The following is a 13,829-nucleotide window of genomic DNA, read 5'->3' as shown; positions in this document are numbered from 1 at the left end:
GGGGCTAACATGAATAAACCTTATAAGATTGCTGCGAAAGCTATCATTTTCGATCGGGACCATGTGCTGATCTTACGCAAGTCTGAGGAAGAGCGGACGAGGAAAGAGACGCATGGGTGGGATTTTCCGGGAGGCGGATTAGAGCCTTCCGAACCTTTGATGGACGCGTTGTCCAGAGAAGTGATGGAAGAGACGGGATTGCAAGTAAAAGTGATTGCACCGGCTTACATCTATGATGAGATTCAAGAGGAGAAGCACTTGATCATCGTCAAGTTTGCCTGCGACCAGCCGTGGGGCCAAGTGCGGTTGAGCGCCGAGCATGAGAGTTACCACTGGGTGCCGTTGGCCGACTTGGATCAAGGAGAATTTCCCGATTGGATGAAAGAGGAGATCCGCCGCGCTTACCGCGTGTACACCGATTTTCGCGGGATTGAGCGCGAATGAAACCTTCCATCGCTAGGAAGGTTTTTTTCTTGTTCACTGTAATGACAAGCTCTCAGCCCGAAAACATGCTATTATTTTTCTGATGAGGATTTAGGAGGGGTATTTCTTGAAAAAAGGTTGGAAAGTGTTGGCCGCGATATGTTTGTCCAGCGCCCTCCTTCTGGGCTGCCAAGAAACTGAAGAGCTTGGAACAGGCACGGTCGTGGGCAATGAGAACAAAATCGCGTTAGCCGAAGAGAGCAACCTAATGCAATTAAGTCCAGACGAATTGAAGGTGTATGCCGCCTTTAAAAAGAAATTTGATGATCGTGTGCTCAAAGAAGCCGACCCCATCATGGTCGCCAAGCTCTACTTCCATGCGATTGAAACCCATGATTACAACACGCAATACGAACTGTTTGTTGACGATGTGGAACAAAGGGAATGGAGCAAGCAAGAGCATATGAAAATGATGCAAGAAGAAGGCCCTAAGATGGCTGAAAAGATGCGCAAGCTCTTCGCCCGGATGCAAGAAGTTAAGTTTATCGAAGTGGATCAAAAAACAGGCTATCTGGAATTTCCGGAAGAAGGGGAGAATCTGGGCCAGTTCCAGATGGTAAAGAACAAGGCCGGAATCTGGAAAGTAAAATTCCGCCCTATGCAATGGGGATACAATATGAAGTGAGAAAAGCCACGCGAATCGTGGCTTTTTTATTTTAATAAACTGCTCCAGTCACACCCTTGGCACAAAAGCTCTGCTACCTGCTCCAGTGCCGCGCGGTCGATGTCGTCGAAGCGGCTAGTGACCGGACTGTCAATATCCAGCACGCCGATGATCCGACCATCCACTTTCAAAGGAATGACCATTTCCGAGCGGGTGGCGGCGTCGCAGGCGATGTGGCCTGGGAAGGCGTGTACATCTTCTACCAGCAGGGTTTTCGCTTCTTGCACGGCCGTTCCGCACACGCCTTTCCCCACTGGGATGCGAATGCAGGCCGGCAAGCCATGAAACGGTCCGAGGACCAGTTCGTTTCCCTTCATGAGGTAAAAACCAACCCAGTTGACCTCACCGAGGGTATGGTAGAGGTGGGAAGCTGTATTGGACAGATTGGCCAACCAGTCCCTTTCCCCATCAATCAGATGAGCCACTTGGTTCACGATGCTGTTCAACCGGGTTTGCTTGTCTCCGGCCGCTTTTTCAAATGTGAACAATTCAATTCCTCCCAGTTATGGCATTTGTCATCAGGAAAATTCATGATAAAATAAATTATTGAGGGTTCGATTGTGCTGGAATTAGGCTTGACCATTTGATCTCGTGTCATTGTACAATGATCACTCACAAATGAAAAGGGGATGAAGTCATGCGGGATTCTCGTATTTCCAAATTGGCCAAAATACTGGTTGAACATTCGTGCAAGGTGCAAAAAGGGGAACGCGTTTTAATAGATGTTTTCGGAAAAGAGCGTGAACTAGCGCGCGAGCTGATTGCCGCTGTGTATGAAGCTGGCGGTTATCCGTATGTGCAACTGCATGATGAGAAGATCACGCGGGCGCTGTTGCTCGGAACCTCTGAGGAGCACCAAGAAATCTGGGCGCGCCATGCACTCAACCAGATGAAAGACATGGATTGTTACATCGGCATCCGCGGAAGCGACAACGTTTCGGAGACGAGCGATGTGCCGGATGACAAAATGAGTCTGTATGCGCGCATGTTCAGACAGCCAGTACATAGCAACGAGCGGGTCAAAAACACCAAGTGGGTTGTGTTGCGGTACCCGAACTCTTCCATGGCACAATTGGCTAACATGAGTACGGAGGCATTTGAAGACTTTTATTTCCAAGTGTGCAATGTGGATTACGAGCGCATGGCGGAAGTAATGGAACCACTGGTGAAACGGATGGAGCAAGCGGATCAAGTGCGGATCGTCGGGCCTGGCACAGATTTGACATTCTCAATCAAAGACATCCCCGTGATCAAGTGTGCCGGGGAGTGCAATATTCCTGACGGTGAAGTGTACACGGCACCCGTTAAGGACTCGGTCAATGGAAAGATCACGTTTAACACGCCGTCCGTGTACCAAGGCGTCACCTTCGAAAACATCTGTTTCGAATTTGAAAATGGCAAAATCGTGAAAGCGACAGCCAACGATACGGAGCGCATCAACCAAGTGTTGGATACGGACGAAGGCGCCCGCTTCATCGGCGAATTCAGCATCGGGGTCAATCCATATATCAACCACCCGATGAAAGATACGCTGTTTGATGAGAAGATCAATGGTAGCTTCCACTTCACACCGGGTAACGCTTATGAAGATGCTGACAATGGCAATCGCTCCTCCGTGCATTGGGATCTGGTTTGCATCCAACGTCCCGAATACGGCGGAGGGGAGATTTACTTCGACGGAGAGTTGATCAGAAAAGATGGGTTGTTTGTGGTTGATGACTTGATTCCGCTCAATCCGGAGAACCTAAAAAACAGCAATTCATTTTAAAAGAAGGTAGGAACTAGCACGCATGTTTTTTTGGAAGCGCAAGAAAGAAACCGAGATTTTGTCACCGCTCTCAGGACGGAAAATTCCGCTGGAGCAAGTGCCAGATCAAGTGTTTTCTCAGAAAATGATGGGCGACGGTTTTGCCGTGGAACCGGATGCGGGTCTAGTGTACGCGCCGGCGGACGGGGAAGTGATCAATCTGTTTCCAACCAAACACGCCATCGGTTTGAAAACCGCCGCAGGTGTGGAAATGCTGATCCATGTGGGAATTGATACCGTCGAATTAAACGGTGAAGGGTTTGTCGCCCATGTGTCGGAAGGCGACAAAGTCAAATCAGGTCAGATGTTGCTTGAGTTCGATATGGATTACATCAAGGAAAAAGGCAAGCCGTTAACTACGCCGGTCATTTTTCCGCAACTCGCGGATTGGACCATTCGTGACCAAGCGCAGGAAAAAGTAGAAGCAGGAAAAACGGTGGCCGCCATCCTTGAACCGAAGAAATAAAATAATCGTGAATGGGGCTTCCTTCTGATATTGGGCAAGGCGAAGGAAGCCTTTATTCTGATTGCGGGGAGGGTGCCTAATGGCCTTTTTTCGAGAGAAAGAGACACGCCAGACGTTGGTTCAATTGTTAAATATTCAAAGCCCCACAGGGTGCGCGCATGAGGCGATCCAATATATCGAACAGCGCATGGATGCCTTGGGTTTGCCGTGCAAAAAAAACAACAAAGGCAGTTTGATGGTGACCATGAAAGGGGAGGATGACGATGTCCACCGTTTGGTCACTGTGCATGTAGACACATTGGGGGCCATGGTGAAAGAGATCAAGGCCAACGGACGGTTGCGGTTGAGCAAAATTGGCGGATTTGGTTGGTTTTCCGTCGATGGGGCTTATTGCTTTGTCAAAACGCGGTCGGGACAGGTGGTGCCGGGAACGATTTTGGCGACCCACACCTCTGTGCATGTGTATGCGGACGCCGAAGAGCAGAAACGGTCGGATGAGCATATCGAAGTGCGCCTAGACGCCAAAGTGAGCAACGCGGATGATGTTAAGGCGCTGGGAATCAGTGTAGGTGATTACGTTGCATTTGATCCACAAGTGGTAGAAACAGAATCAGGCTTTATCAAAGCCCGTCATTTGGATGATAAGGCAAGTGCGGCCATTTTGATAGAATTAATGGCTGATATTAAAGAAAATAATATAAAATTGCCGCATACAACGCATTTTTTCTTTAGCAATTTTGAAGAAGTTGGGTTTGGCGCCAATTCCAATATCCCTGCTCAAGTGCGTGAATATCTGGTGATCGACATGGGTGCCATCGGGGAAGGGCAGACGACGGACGAATTTTGCGTCTCTATTTGTGCCAAAGATGGAAGTGGCCCTTATCATTATGAACTGACAAGCAAATTGATCCGGTTGGCGGAAGAGCACGGAATTTATTATCAAGTGGATCTTTATCCGTATTATGCGTCCGATGGTAGCGCGGCTGTCAGAGCAGGGTTTGATGTGATGCACGCATTGATCGGCCCCGGTGTAGACGCTTCCCATGCCTATGAGCGAACCCACCGAGACGCGTTGGAACACACTTATCGGCTTTTGTACCACTACTTGCAATCCGCCTCGCTTTGATGTGAGCGGCGGTTGTGGAGAAAAAGCAAATCATTGAAATGGGCCTCAGCACTGAGGCTTTTTTTTATTTTTTAACAGTTGGAAGCGGTGCCCGATGCAAAAAAATACAAAGGTGGTCCGAATAATGAATTGAGCCCTTAAAACCCCAAGAAAGGGATGCATCAACACGGGGCATGGGTTCCAGAGAGGAGTGAAGAAATTGAAACGACCTGCCAAGCGGCGCCAATGGCTGTCTATTCCATTGCTGACTGCGATGGTGGCCATGTTGTTTCTATCGCCCAATCCGTCCGTTTTCGCGCAAAACAAAACCAAACCTGAACCGATGGGCAAAGTGAAGGAATTGGTCGAACTCCGGACGGAAAAGTCAAAAACCTACATCAAAAACGACGGAAAAACCTATGTCACGGAGCAGTACTTAGAGCCGGTTCATTATAATAAGAACGGCGCATGGATTGATATTCGGGAGCAACGCAAAGCCAAAATGAAGGCCAATACGGCGGGGGCAGGGATGACTTATATCGAGTTGGGACATGCCACCCGCTTTGCGTTTGCCGGACTATCCACTTCTCCTTCGCTGATCCGGTTTGAACAAGGCCCAGTGAAGGTTGATTTCGGATTGATCGATGGCAAGCGGGTAGCGGTTAAACAATTGGATCATGGCATTCGCTATCCCAATGTGTATGAAGGGACGGATCTGGTCTACAAAGTTGGAGTTACGGGCGTCAAAGAAGAATGGGTGTTGCATAAGTACACAGGCCGATCCGTTTTTACTATGGCACTGAAAGCCAAACACGCCAAACCAAAGTTGCAAAAAGACGGGTCTATCCAGTTTATCAACGCGAAGGGACAATCCGTCTTTGAAGTTCCCGCCCCTTTTATGTACGATCAGCAAGACGCTTCTTCCCATAAGGTGAAATTTGCCTTGCGTCAGCAAAATGGCGTCACTTATCTCGATATCAAAGCGGATGACAAGTGGTTGAGAGACCCGAAACGGGTTTATCCGGTGGTGATTGACCCGACAGTGGGTCTGCAAGGGGTGAAACAGACGTATGACAACCTCGTCTCCAGCAAAAACCCCACCCAAAATTATCGATTGTTTCCTTATGTGATTACGGGTACCCACGCGGATTATGGCGTTGCACGTACTTATCTCAAATTTGATTTGCCCGCGCTTCCCACAGGGGCAAAGATCAAGGACGCTAAATTGTTTTTGCACCAATACGCCACTGCGCAAGAAGAGCAGGTGGATGTGCATCCGGTCACATCGGAGTGGACCAGTGGTGGGCTCACCTGGCAGAATCAGCCGACCGTGGGAGCCGCGGTGACCCAAACAAATGTGGCCGGTGCGGGGGAATACGCTTGGGATTTGACAGAGCTGAGCAAAAACTGGTACAGCGGAACCCCCAACTACGGTATTTCTTTGCGCCATCATACGGAAAGCAATGACCGCAAGTCTTTCCGCTCCAGCGATTATGTGGATGATATCACCAAAAGACCGAAGCTGTTGATCACCTATCAGGTAGATCCAAACGTCCCGATCGCCGAGCCGAAAATGGAGGCCAAATCTTATATCCTGATGGATTATCAGACAGGATTGCCCCTTTTCGGAAGACAGATGGATCAACCTCTCCCACCAGCAAGCATGACCAAAATGATGACCGAGTACATTGTGCTAGAGGAAATCCGCAACAACAAGTTGACTTGGGATGAAATGGTGCAAGTTAGCCCGCGGGCGGCGGGAATTAATGAAGCTCAGATCGATCTGGAAGCCGGCGAGTTGATGAGTGTAAAAGACTTGTTCATGGGCATGGCTGTATATTCGGCGAATGACGCTACTGCGGCTTTGGCCGAGCGGGTGTCGGGAAGCGAAACGCAATTTGTGCATCGGATGAATGAGACAGCAAAGGCTTTGGGGCTTAGAAACACGCATTTTCGCAATGCGACGGGGTTGGAGATGACCGATTACCCTGATCCTCCGCAAGTGGATGGGGAGCATGTGATGTCTGCGCGGGATGCTGCGGTCCTGGCGAGAACATTATTGCAAGAGCACCCCGAATTTACGCAGATGATTTCCGTTTCCCAATATACGTTCCGCCCGGGGACGGAACGGCAAAAGAAAGTGGTCAACTGGAACCGCATGCTACCAGGCTTTGACCATTACTACCCTGGCGTTGACGGCTTGAAGACCGGTTCTACTCAAGCCGCTGGCTATTGCTTCACCGGAACCGCGCAACAAGAAGGGCGCCGACTGATCACGGTTGTCATGGGCGCTAGCTCTGAAGATGGCCGTTTCTTGGAGACGAAGAAGCTATTTGATTATGGATTTAATCAATTTGAAACAGCCACTTTGTTAAAACGCGGCGAAGTGATCCAAGGAGCGAAGTTACGGGTTCCAAATGGGGACGGGCAATATGTCCCGGTCGTCAGCAAGTACGACATTCGCTTGCCGATTCACAGGGGGGAGCGAGATCAGTATGAGATCAAAGTCCGCTTCTTCACTGGATTAAAAGCTCCGCTCAAAGCAGGGGCGATTGTCGGCGAAGCGCAAGTGTTGTACCGTGGGAAGCCTTTGCAGACGATGACCACATTTCCAGTCAGCATCACCCAGCGGGTCGAACCGGCAGGGCAATTGGAGCGGTTTTTCCAAAAGTTATGGTAAACCTGTTCTGTCCAAGCCAGACGATATGGTAGGAGCCGAGTTACATACCCACCTTTGCTAAAAAGCGAAGGTGGGTTTTGCTTTGCTTCAGCCCCATCTTCGGCTTGTCAAGCTTTTCTTTATTGGGTGGGGGATATTGTTTAAAATAAGAATGATTAGCCTAGAGCGTGTCTGGTGAAAAAGCCAGTGACTCCCAGACACACCCTAGAAAAAGTAGTAGGGGAAAGGAAACGGTGAGCCATGAATTTGGATGGAGAATTGCAACAGATCTTGCAGAATGGGACAGATGAAGAAAAGCAACTATTGGCGCTAGCTGTGCAGGCTATCAAACAGAAGCGGGAGCGGAACAGCGCGTATATATCAGGGTTTATGGGGTTGAAAGGCCGGTTTGTGGAAGACGATGTGTATGAATTTCGCGTCCCGGTGACACCCTTCACCCTGAACAGGGCCGGAATTGTGCATGGGGGGATTACGGCGACACTGGCCGATTCGACGATTGGTTCGCTGATCAATCAGCGGTTGCCGGAAGGGTATAAAGGTGCCGTCACCGTGGAGTTGAAAGTGAATTATTTAAAACAGGGATTGGGCAAAGAGCTGATCTCTCGCGCGCGATTGGTACATATGGGTTCTACTTTGGCCACGGCCACCTGTGAGATCACCAATGAAAAAAACAAATTGATCGCATTCACGACAGGGACGTTTTACATGATTAGAAAATAGGGATACTAGAGACATTCCGATGAGGGATGTCTCTCAGCCATGTTTGGGAAAGCGGGGTTTGTGGTAAATGGAATATAAATTCAAAATTTTTATTTTATTTTTGCGGCGCCCTGCCGCTGTTCTCATGTAGAGGAGACCCCAGGGCAACGCGCCGGTCGGTTTAACTCTTTATGAAAGGAAGAGCGCATGGTATGTTGAACATCCAAGATCGTTTACTGGATCAAATGCGGAAGGAACGCATCTTGGTCACCGTTTTCATGGCCACCGGAGTGACCATTCGGGGGTATATTGCCGCTTTTGACCCGTTCATCGTTCTTCTTATCGATGACAAAGGTCGGCAGCAACTCATTTTTAAACATGCCATTTCTTCGATCCAACCCATGCGTTATGTTGACATTGATACAAAACAACCCGATAACCGAGCGGATGAATAAGCGGAAGGAGACATCTGCTCCCACTGGAGAGGAAGCGGATGTCTCCTTGCTTGTTACACCAATTCTAGTTCCCTGATGTAATCGATTGGTTGCTCTTTGTTGCTCCCATCAGCGAGATAGAGCAAGGCCGGCCCTCCCTCGCGAATCGGGCGACCGTCCTTGGCAAAACAGAGGATGGCGGTGCGCGCCTGATCTAGCGTCAGGGTGACCGCCTCTTTTTGTTCACGGTGGCAGATGACTTTGGTCACTGACGCATCCGGTTCAGCCTTGTCCAGATAGGGACCCAATTCCATTGCTAATCCTTCCGTCCCTGCAATGCGGTCTTCCAGTGGAAAGCGGCGGTCATCCAAGATCCAAATGGAGGGGTCAAGATTGATGCGAAATGCGACATTGCCGGTGATAAGGATGATCGGACTCATGATATGCGATGCTCCTTTGAAAAATCACGTAATTTGTCGGTAAGGTTGAAGCTGTTTCTACTTTAACTCACGATAACAGCTTCAGTTACCTCATTATAGCAGATGTCCACCGACTCACGCGTCAGAAAGGAGATGCGCGAGCGGCGGGTGAAATTATTGGAAAAGTGGTTGGTGCTTGCGGCGTGCGGTTTCTCGCATGTTCTGTTTTTTTTGCAAAGAAATGTTGATCATGATACACTGTGTTTAGTGTAAAGTATGGGCCGTTACTTATAGACCGATCAGAACGGTCGCTGGGGGGGGGTTACTTTGACCACGCCAACACAGACCGATTTAAATCTAAAAGCCTTACAACTCTTGCAAGAGGATGCGGAAAAAATCGCTCAGCTGATTTCGGTGCAATTGCAAAACCTGATGTTACCGAAATGTCCTCTTTATGAAGAAGTGTTAGACACACAGATGTTCGGTTTGTCACGCGAAATCGACTTTGCCGTTCGAGCTGGGCTCATCACTCGCGACCAAGGTCAACAGATTATTCATGATCTGGAACGGAAGTTAGCAGATTTATATTCCAAAATTCTCCCGTCTTGATGGGAGTGTGAACGTATGACTCCAATCGCGGAGTCTTTTTTTGTGCTAAAACAAATCGGTCAGAAAAAAACGGACTTCCCTGTTGGAAGTCCGTTTGCTCATTACACCACGAAAAAAACGGTGCCCAAAATCGTATATACGATCAACAGCAGAACCCCTTCATACCAGTTGGTCGATCCATCGCGAGAGATGGAGCTGGCGATAAAGGCGGACACGGCGATGGCCGCGATTTCGTATGTGCTGAAAATGATGTTCATGGGATTGCCGAACAGCCAGCTGATAAACACCAACATGGGTGCCACGAACAAGGAGATTTGCAAGCTACTACCAATAGCGATCTCCACAGCCGCCCCGATGCGGTTTTTCAGGGCCAAGAAGATAGCCGCGCTGTGTTCGGCGGCGTTGCCGATGATGGCGATCAAAAAGGCGCCGACAAACAATTCAGACCAGCCCAGCGCTTGGGCTACGGCTTCTACGCTATGTACGAGCCATTCACTCTGCAAGGCAACAAATGCGGTGGACACGACGAGTAGCAAGATGGAGACTCCTTTGCTCCATTCCGGCTCTTCCCCCTCGACATGATCCGGCATGCCGTCAATTTTTTCACCCAACTCTTCTTTATGGGTAACCAGAGAGAAATACAGCCACAAGAAGTAACCCAGGATGAGGGCACCGGAAATGATTAAGCTCACATTGTTGATCTTGGCCGAGGGCAATTGTTGCAGAAACACCGCGGGCACAAACAGGGCGATGACGGAAAGCATCATCAAAGATGCGTTGTGGCCGGCCAGTATGGGATTGAATTGCTGCGTTTTGAATTTCAAACCGCCGGCAAACAAGCTAAGTCCAAGCACCAAGAGCAAGTTCCCGATGATGGACCCGGTTACGCTCGCTTTCACCATGTCAAAGAATCCTTCTTTGACCAGGAAGATGGCGATAATCAGTTCTGCGGCATTGCCGAATGTCGCATTGAGCAGGCCGCCCAACCGCTCACCAGCGTAGTGGGCCACGTTTTCGGTCGCTTTTCCAAGCATGGCTGCCCAGAATAAAAGGGACAAACAGGCTGTCGCGAATTGCAATGGTTGGTTGTGAACGGTAAAATGAACAACGGTACTGATGAGAGTGGATAAGATCAAAATTGGATAAAACCATTTTTTGTTCAAGGTATTCACCCCTTTAGTATATTGGTTGATCGACCTATTTGTTCGTCCCTCGACAAGAATAGAGAATGAATGATAAATACTACACCCAATCTAGCATACGAATTAGCGGAAAAATGTCAAATTCGATCAAAGAACGTTTGAGACGATTTTGGGCTGTTTTGGCAGGAAAACACTCGGAAAGATCGAAATAGTTCAACATGCTTGATTGATGGGAAAGGGGGGGGACGATGAGCGCAAAGGTTAAGGATACGGCGATATTTATTGATTTGGAAAATGTCTATTACGGTTTAAAAAAATATCATATGGATCCCGATCATCCCGATGAAACGCACAACCTTTTCCTGAGATTGCAGGAGTATTACGGCCGGGAAGCGATCCGGATGGTTGAAGCGTATGCCGACTTTGAACAACTGGAGATATCGATGATGAGCTTGCAGAAAAAGCGCGTTCATGTGCATCAGGTATACGGAAACGGGCGGGACGGCAAAGAGCGCAAAAACGCGGCGGACATCCAGCTATGTTTGGATGCGATGGAAGTGCTTCACCAAATCCCGGAAATCCACACGTTTGTCATTGTCAGTGCGGATCAGGACATGATTCCGCTACTCGATCGGCTGTGGTCCAAAGGGAAGCGGGTGGAACTTTTTTGTTTATATGACGAAAGTTTGTCCAGATCAGCGCAATTACATGAGTTTTGTGATAATACCCACAATTTATTCGAATTTTTGAATATTCGGGAATTCCAGACGCTATCCCGGGTGGATCGGCTGATTCACAATGCTGTGGTTCAAATCTATGAATGGTACCACGATCCGAACAACATTGGCAAAAGTTACGGAAGCACGTGGATCAAGAATGATTTCATGAGGAAGTTTCATGTGACTGATTTGGAAGCCAACGAGCTGTTCACCAAGTTGCTCAAGGGCAAGTACATTGTCCCAGTGGAGATCGAAATGGATGATAAAACGTATTATGGCTATAAAGTGAATTTGTCACACCCGCAAGTGCAGTTGATGGTCAAAATCGCTGGTTACAAAGTGAGTTGACAAGCAAAAAAGCAGGCGGGGCTTTTTTTCCCGTACAGCAGGAAAGCAGGCCGCGGCAAGCTATTTCATGTTACACTACAGGTGGGGATGCTTTGGAGCGCTTCACGAAAAGGAGGCTTCACATGGTTGAATCCAATGGAGGTTCCATACGGATCACCGATGGCGTGGTTGCGGTTATCGCCGGACTTGCGGCCGCGCAAACACAGGGGATCAGCAGCATGTCCAGTGGCATGACGGAAGGGATTAAAAAACGCGTCAGCGGCAAAGGGAACATGCGCGGGGTGCAGGTGGTTGTCCAGGACACCCAAGCCTCTATCGACCTGCGGGTGATCGTGCAATACGGATGCAGGATCAACGAGGTTTGCCACCGACTGCAACGCGATGTCAAGCAGGCCGTCGAGAACATGACGGGGCTGGAAGTGACACGGGTCAACGTGCGGGTGGATGGGGTGGATTGGACAAGGGAAAAGCGGGGTTCGCAAACGGAGAAGTGAGAAGAGGGGGAATGGGTTCCGCCCTCTTTTTGTGCGTCTGAACGGAAGGTAGGTCACGCCGTAAGCGCTTTTTCCAATTCAGCCAATTTTACGTCCACTTCTTCTTTCAACGCGGCCGGGACCTCTGCGTTGTGATCCAGACCGTGTGGGAAAAAGTGGCGAACAAACGAAGGATGATCCAACTCTACCAACGCTTTGGGGTTTTCCAACATGTAGTTGTTGACGACTGTTCCCCGCAGGCGCAAGTAATAGTCCACGCCGTCCACTGTGTATTTTATTTCATAGGTCACTTTTTCAAAATCCCAGGTCCAGCGGATAAATTGAAGTTGTTTCATCAATTTTTCCAGTTCACGAAACTCTTTTCGAATACCTTTGGTTTTGATCTCTTGAAATATCATGGGAAATGTGCGCCTCCTTTGACTGGCACCATAGTAAGTCCTTATTAATGATAGTATGAACTTCCAGATCGCGCAACTGCAACACGCGTGACAGAAGTCCGACAACTGGCGAAAAGAAGCGTGGGATAAGCGTATTGGCGAGAGGTAGAACCAACCATTTCCATGGAGAAGGAAGGGACGGGAAAATGGAAGGATTAAAAAAGCGGGTGGCTGACCTGTTCCCGCAAATGGTTGAGTGGCGTAGGGATTTTCACCAGCATCCCGAGCTTTCGTTTCAGGAACAACAGACGCAGCGCAAGTTGATCGACTTCATGGAGTCGTGTGGACTGGAAGTAAAAACGGGTTGGGGCGGTTATGGGGTGACCGGATTGTTGCAGGGTGCCGCGCCTGGTCCCACCATCGCGCTTAGAGCCGATATGGATGCGTTGCCCATCCAGGACGAGAAAACGGCCTCTTATCGCTCGCAAGTGACTGGGGTGATGCATGCCTGTGGGCATGACGGGCACATGACGATGCTGATGGGAGCGGCCCGCTTGTTGACCGAAATGCGGGATAGATTGGCGGGGAATGTATTGTTTTTGTTCCAGCATGCCGAGGAGCTGTTGCCGGGCGGTGCTAGGCAAATGATCGAAGCGGGGGTGTTGGAGGGAGTGGATGCCATTTTCGGCATTCACTTGTGGACGCCGCACCCCGTCGGAACGATCAGCCTTTGTAGCGGCGAGCTCATGGCGGCGGCTGATTCGTTTGAAGTGGAAATCATCGGCAAGGGCGGGCATGGCGGCTTGCCGCATGAAGCGACGGATGCGGTAGTAATCGCCGCGCACGTGATCACCCATTTACAAACCATCATTTCGCGGCAAGTAGACCCATTGGATTCGGGGGTCATCTCCGTCGGGGCGATTGAAGGTGGGAACGCGTTTAATGTCATCGCCGAGCGGTGCCGGATGAAGGGGACGGTGCGCAGTTTCAACAAAGGCGTCCGCGAAGCACTGGCCAAGCGCGTGGAAGAAGTGGTTCGACATACCTGCCACATGTTTGGAGCCGATTATCGGTTTCAGTATGGTTGGGGATATCCCCCGCTCATCAATCATGAAAAAGAGACGCAGCAGTTGATTGAAGTCGCTCGCCAGGTGGGAACAGTTCAAGAGATGAAGCCGATCATGGGCGGGGAAGATTTCGCCTATTACTTGGAACAGATTCCTGGAGCGTTCTGTTTTGTGGGAGCAGGAAACCCCGACAAAGGGATCACCGCCCCGCATCACCATCCCCGGTTTGATATTGATGAAGAAGCCTTGAAAGTGGGCACGGAGCTGTTTGTCCGCTTGATCGCGGAGCGCCTCGGGCGTTAAAAGATGCCAAGTA

At 49.6% G+C, this 13,829-nt stretch carries 16 protein-coding genes; 12 read left to right on the top strand and 4 right to left on the bottom strand.

From position 1 onward, the window contains the following. Positions 1-9 precede the first annotated feature (9 nt). Both QQZ12_RS06480 and QQZ12_RS06475 read left to right on the top strand, forming a co-directional pair. Positions 10-444 carry an NUDIX hydrolase gene (locus QQZ12_RS06480; protein ID WP_284724128.1) on the top strand — a complete coding sequence of 145 codons (435 nt, stop codon included), beginning with the start codon at positions 10-12 and terminating at the stop codon, positions 442-444. 106 nt (positions 445-550) lie between these two features. Continuing rightward, complete coding sequence (locus tag QQZ12_RS06475) at positions 551-1,108, top strand: hypothetical protein (protein WP_102993141.1); 558 nt, start codon at positions 551-553, stop codon at positions 1,106-1,108. 26 nt (positions 1,109-1,134) lie between these two features. Here QQZ12_RS06475 and QQZ12_RS06470 read toward each other — a convergent pair whose 3' ends face one another. After that, positions 1,135-1,635, bottom strand: a complete 501-nt coding sequence (locus QQZ12_RS06470) for a GAF domain-containing protein (protein ID WP_102993140.1) — start codon at positions 1,633-1,635, stop codon at positions 1,135-1,137. A 149-nt stretch (positions 1,636-1,784) separates the two neighbouring features. Here QQZ12_RS06470 and QQZ12_RS06465 point away from each other — a divergent pair, with 149 nt between their 5' ends. The 6 genes from QQZ12_RS06465 (at position 1,785) to hfq (ending at position 8,359) form a co-directional block, all read left to right on the top strand. Next, positions 1,785-2,915: an aminopeptidase gene (locus tag QQZ12_RS06465; RefSeq protein WP_102993139.1), complete on the top strand. Its 1,131-nt coding sequence runs from the start codon at positions 1,785-1,787 to the stop codon at positions 2,913-2,915. Positions 2,916-2,937: 22 nt separating this feature from the next. Next, complete coding sequence (locus QQZ12_RS06460) at positions 2,938-3,420, top strand: PTS sugar transporter subunit IIA (RefSeq protein ID WP_102993138.1); 483 nt, start codon at positions 2,938-2,940, stop codon at positions 3,418-3,420. A gap of 79 nt (positions 3,421-3,499) precedes the next feature. Continuing rightward, on the top strand, positions 3,500-4,546 hold the full coding sequence (locus tag QQZ12_RS06455; protein WP_102993137.1) for a M42 family metallopeptidase: 1,047 nt from the start codon (positions 3,500-3,502) through the stop codon (positions 4,544-4,546). A 199-nt stretch (positions 4,547-4,745) separates the two neighbouring features. Then, entirely contained in the window at positions 4,746-7,205 is a 2,460-nt protein-coding gene (locus QQZ12_RS06450) for a DNRLRE domain-containing protein (protein ID WP_284724127.1), read from the top strand. Positions 7,206-7,445: 240 nt separating this feature from the next. After that, positions 7,446-7,925 (top strand): PaaI family thioesterase, encoded by a 480-nt coding sequence (locus tag QQZ12_RS06445; RefSeq protein ID WP_022736849.1) that lies wholly within the window; start codon positions 7,446-7,448, stop codon positions 7,923-7,925. Positions 7,926-8,116: 191 nt separating this feature from the next. After that, positions 8,117-8,359 (top strand): RNA chaperone Hfq, encoded by a 243-nt coding sequence (gene hfq, locus QQZ12_RS06440; protein ID WP_223247966.1) that lies wholly within the window; start codon positions 8,117-8,119, stop codon positions 8,357-8,359. A gap of 53 nt (positions 8,360-8,412) precedes the next feature. Here the strand turns inward: hfq and QQZ12_RS06435 are convergent, their stop codons facing one another. After that, a complete protein-coding gene (locus QQZ12_RS06435) occupies positions 8,413-8,778 on the bottom strand; it encodes a hypothetical protein (protein WP_102993134.1) in 366 nt (121 codons plus the stop codon). A 306-nt stretch (positions 8,779-9,084) separates the two neighbouring features. Between QQZ12_RS06435 and QQZ12_RS06430 the strand changes: the two genes are divergently transcribed. After that, on the top strand, positions 9,085-9,366 hold the full coding sequence (locus tag QQZ12_RS06430) for an Fpa/YlaN family protein (protein WP_022736846.1): 282 nt from the start codon (positions 9,085-9,087) through the stop codon (positions 9,364-9,366). Positions 9,367-9,467: 101 nt separating this feature from the next. Here the strand turns inward: QQZ12_RS06430 and cax are convergent, their stop codons facing one another. Next, entirely contained in the window at positions 9,468-10,529 is a 1,062-nt protein-coding gene (gene cax / locus QQZ12_RS06425; RefSeq protein ID WP_102993133.1) for a calcium/proton exchanger, read from the bottom strand. 227 nt (positions 10,530-10,756) lie between these two features. On the opposite strand from cax, the gene QQZ12_RS06420 reads away from it, so the two are divergent. Both QQZ12_RS06420 and QQZ12_RS06415 read left to right on the top strand, forming a co-directional pair. After that, positions 10,757-11,575, top strand: a complete 819-nt coding sequence (locus tag QQZ12_RS06420) for an NYN domain-containing protein (protein ID WP_022736844.1) — start codon at positions 10,757-10,759, stop codon at positions 11,573-11,575. Positions 11,576-11,697: 122 nt separating this feature from the next. Then, positions 11,698-12,069 carry an Asp23/Gls24 family envelope stress response protein gene (locus QQZ12_RS06415; RefSeq protein ID WP_284724126.1) on the top strand — a complete coding sequence of 124 codons (372 nt, stop codon included), beginning with the start codon at positions 11,698-11,700 and terminating at the stop codon, positions 12,067-12,069. A gap of 53 nt (positions 12,070-12,122) precedes the next feature. Here the strand turns inward: QQZ12_RS06415 and QQZ12_RS06410 are convergent, their stop codons facing one another. Then, positions 12,123-12,467 (bottom strand): YugN family protein, encoded by a 345-nt coding sequence (locus QQZ12_RS06410; protein WP_102993131.1) that lies wholly within the window; start codon positions 12,465-12,467, stop codon positions 12,123-12,125. Between the two features lie 185 nt (positions 12,468-12,652). Here QQZ12_RS06410 and QQZ12_RS06405 point away from each other — a divergent pair, with 185 nt between their 5' ends. Further along, positions 12,653-13,816, top strand: a complete 1,164-nt coding sequence (locus tag QQZ12_RS06405) for a M20 metallopeptidase family protein (protein WP_284724125.1) — start codon at positions 12,653-12,655, stop codon at positions 13,814-13,816. Positions 13,817-13,829: the final 13 nt, after the last annotated feature.

The sequence above is a fragment of the Laceyella tengchongensis genome (assembly GCF_900182735.1).
Lineage (GTDB): Bacteria > Bacillota > Bacilli > Thermoactinomycetales > Thermoactinomycetaceae > Laceyella > Laceyella tengchongensis.
The sequence above is the reverse complement of the archived record's forward strand: the minus strand, read 5'-3'. Positions and strand labels throughout refer to the sequence as shown.

Coding starts and splice junctions, on each gene's coding strand:
- QQZ12_RS06480 (WP_284724128.1), top strand. CDS start 10: ATGAATAAACCTTATAAGATTGCTGCGAAAGCTATCATTTTCGATCGG.
- QQZ12_RS06465 (WP_102993139.1), top strand. CDS start 1,785: ATGCGGGATTCTCGTATTTCCAAATTGGCCAAAATACTGGTTGAACAT.
- QQZ12_RS06460 (WP_102993138.1), top strand. CDS start 2,938: ATGTTTTTTTGGAAGCGCAAGAAAGAAACCGAGATTTTGTCACCGCTC.
- QQZ12_RS06455 (WP_102993137.1), top strand. CDS start 3,500: ATGGCCTTTTTTCGAGAGAAAGAGACACGCCAGACGTTGGTTCAATTG.
- QQZ12_RS06445 (WP_022736849.1), top strand. CDS start 7,446: ATGAATTTGGATGGAGAATTGCAACAGATCTTGCAGAATGGGACAGAT.
- hfq (WP_223247966.1), top strand. CDS start 8,117: ATGTTGAACATCCAAGATCGTTTACTGGATCAAATGCGGAAGGAACGC.
- QQZ12_RS06435 (WP_102993134.1), bottom strand. CDS start 8,778: ATGAGTCCGATCATCCTTATCACCGGCAATGTCGCATTTCGCATCAAT.
- QQZ12_RS06420 (WP_022736844.1), top strand. CDS start 10,757: ATGAGCGCAAAGGTTAAGGATACGGCGATATTTATTGATTTGGAAAAT.
- QQZ12_RS06415 (WP_284724126.1), top strand. CDS start 11,698: ATGGTTGAATCCAATGGAGGTTCCATACGGATCACCGATGGCGTGGTT.
- QQZ12_RS06410 (WP_102993131.1), bottom strand. CDS start 12,467: ATGATATTTCAAGAGATCAAAACCAAAGGTATTCGAAAAGAGTTTCGT.
- QQZ12_RS06405 (WP_284724125.1), top strand. CDS start 12,653: ATGGAAGGATTAAAAAAGCGGGTGGCTGACCTGTTCCCGCAAATGGTT.